The following is a 2,954-nucleotide window of genomic DNA, read 5'->3' on the forward strand; positions in this document are numbered from 1 at the left end:
CACATAGACCGTGCCGTCCTGGATCGCGTATTGCACGTTCATCAGGCCGCCGACGTTGAGCGCGCGGGCCAGCGCCGCGGTCTGCCGCTCAAGCTCGTCGACGAGGTCCGGATGCAGCGAATGCGTGGGCAGCGAGCAGGCCGAGTCGCCCGAATGGATGCCGGCCTCCTCGATATGCTCCAGGATGCCGGAGACGAAGGTCTCCTTGCCGTCGCACAGGCAATCGACATCGACCTCGATGGCGCCCGACAGATAGGTGTCGAACAGCAGCGGGTTCTTGCCCAGCAGCGTGTTGATCTGGCCGGTCTTGTCGTTGGGGTATTTCTGCTTGATGTCCTCCGGCACCAGGCCGGGCACGGTGTCGAGCAGGTAGGTCTGCAGCATGCTTTCGTCATGGATGATCTGCATGGCGCGGCCGCCGAGCACATAGGACGGACGCACCACCAGCGGGAAGCCGAGCTCGCCGGCGACGAGGCGCGCCTGCTCGACCGAATAGGCAATGCCGTTCTTCGGCTGGGTGAGGTTGAGCTTGTGCAGCAGCTTCTGGAAGCGGTCGCGGTCCTCGGCCAGGTCGATCATGTCGGGCGAGGTGCCGAGGATCGGGATGCCGGCCTTCTCCAGCGCGTCGGCCAGCTTCAGCGGCGTCTGGCCGCCGAACTGGACGATGACGCCGACCAGCTCGCCCGAGGCCTGCTCGGCGCGCAGGATCTCCAGCACGTCCTCCGCCGTCAGCGGATCGAAATAGAGCCGGTCCGACGTATCGTAGTCGGTCGAGACCGTCTCCGGGTTGCAGTTGACCATGATCGCCTCATAGCCGGCGTCGCGCAGCGCGAAGGCGGCATGGCAGCAGCAATAGTCGAACTCGATGCCCTGGCCGATGCGGTTCGGGCCGCCGCCGAGGATGACGACCTTCTTGCGCGACGACACGCGCGCCTCGTTGTCGAGCGCCCCGGCGAAGGGCACTTCATAGGTCGAGTACATGTAGGCGGTCGGCGAGGCGAACTCGGCGGCGCAGGTGTCGATGCGCTTGTAGACCGGATGAACGTCGAGCTTTTCGCGGGCCTTCTGGACGACTTCGGCGTCGGTCTTGGTCAGCGAGGCGAGGCGGGCGTCGGAAAAGCCCATCGCCTTCAGCATGCGCAGGTTGACGGCGTCCTGCGGCAGGCCATGCTCGCGGATGCGCTCCTCCATGGCGATGATGCCGGCGATCTGCTCGAGGAACCACGGGTCGATCTTGCACATGGCGTGCACGTCTTCGAGCGACGTGCCCATGCGGATCGCCTGCGCCACCATGCGCAGCCGGTCGGGCGTCGGCGTGCCAAGTGCTGCACGGATCGCGTTGCGGTCGTCGACGTGATCGGCGGCGGTCGGCCCGTGGCCGAAGCCCGGGATCTCGATCTCGTCGAGGCCGGTCAGGCCGGTTTCCAGCCCACGCAAAGCTTTCTGCAGCGATTCCTGGAAGGTGCGGCCGATGGCCATCACCTCGCCCACCGACTTCATGGCGGTGGTCAGCACCGGCTCGGCGCCGGGGAACTTCTCGAAGGCAAAGCGCGGGATCTTGGTGACGACGTAGTCGATGGTCGGCTCGAAGGAGGCGGGCGTCGCGCCGCCGGTGATGTCGTTCTCCAGCTCGTCCAGCGTGTAGCCGACGGCGAGCTTGGCCGCGACCTTGGCGATCGGGAAGCCGGTGGCCTTCGAAGCGAGCGCCGAGGAGCGGGAAACGCGCGGGTTCATCTCGATGACGACCAGGCGGCCGTCGGCCGGGTTGACGGCGAACTGCACGTTGGAGCCGCCGGTCTCGACGCCGATCTCGCGCAGCACCGCGATCGAGGCGTTGCGCATCATCTGGTATTCCTTGTCGGTCAGCGTCAGCGCCGGCGCGACGGTGATTGAATCGCCTGTGTGCACGCCCATCGGATCGAGGTTCTCGATCGAGCAGATGATGATGCAATTGTCCGCCTTGTCGCGGACGACCTCCATCTCGTACTCCTTCCAGCCGAGCACGCTTTCCTCGATCAGCACCTCGGTGGTGGGCGAGGCGTCGAGGCCGGACTGGACGATGTCGTAGAATTCGGCGCGGTTGTAGGCGATGCCGCCGCCGGTGCCGCCCATGGTGAAGGAGGGGCGGATGATGGCCGGCAGGCCGACATGGTCGAGCGCCTGGGCGGCGATCGCCATGGCGTGGCTGATATAGCGCTGCTTGCGGTCACCTTCGCCGAGGTTCCAGCGGGTTTCCAGCGCATCGAGCGCGGCGTCGAGGTTTTCCGGATTCTCCGCCTTCAGTGCGGCGCGCTCGGCCTCATGCGTCTTGCGGTCGGCGTTCTTGACGTCGGTGGCGTTGGCCAGCATCGAGCGCGGCGTCTCCAGCCCGATCTTGCTCATCGCCTGCCGGAACAGCGCGCGGTCCTCAGCCTTGTCGATGGCATGAGCGTCGGCGCCGATCATCTCGACATTGTAGCGGTCGAGCACGCCCATACGGCGCAGCGAGAGCGCCGTGTTGAGCGCCGTCTGGCCGCCCATGGTCGGCAGCAGCGCGTCCGGCCGCTCCTTGGCGATGATCTTGGCCACCACTTCCGGCGTGATCGGCTCGATATAAGTGGCGTCGGCCAGCTCCGGATCGGTCATGATGGTGGCCGGGTTGGAGTTGACCAGGATGACGCGGAAGCCCTCTTCCTTCAGCGCCTTGCAGGCCTGGGTGCCCGAATAGTCGAACTCGCAAGCCTGGCCAATGACGATGGGGCCGGCCCCGATGATCAGGATCGACTTGATGTCGGTGCGTCTTGGCATATTCGAAAAATCCGTTCGGCGAGCGGCTTGCACGAAAAACCGGGACGGGGGGAGGACCCGGCCGGTTGTGCTTGCGATTCAGGTATCAGGCTAGGAGGGCCTTATAGGGAAGAGTTTTGCGGGATGTAACCCCGAAAATGAAGGGGAGTAAGGCAGTAGGGCAGTAG

The 2,954-nt window shown here is 65.5% G+C and carries 1 protein-coding gene; it reads right to left on the minus strand.

Annotated features, from left to right (window positions below; genetic code table 11):
• A partial coding sequence (gene carB / locus EOD07_RS28915; protein ID WP_127237782.1) for a carbamoyl-phosphate synthase large subunit occupies window positions 1-2,787 on the minus strand: 2,787 nt, incomplete at its 3' end.
• Window positions 2,788-2,954 lie beyond the last annotated feature (167 nt).

This window comes from Mesorhizobium sp. M2C.T.Ca.TU.002.02.1.1 (assembly GCF_003997225.1).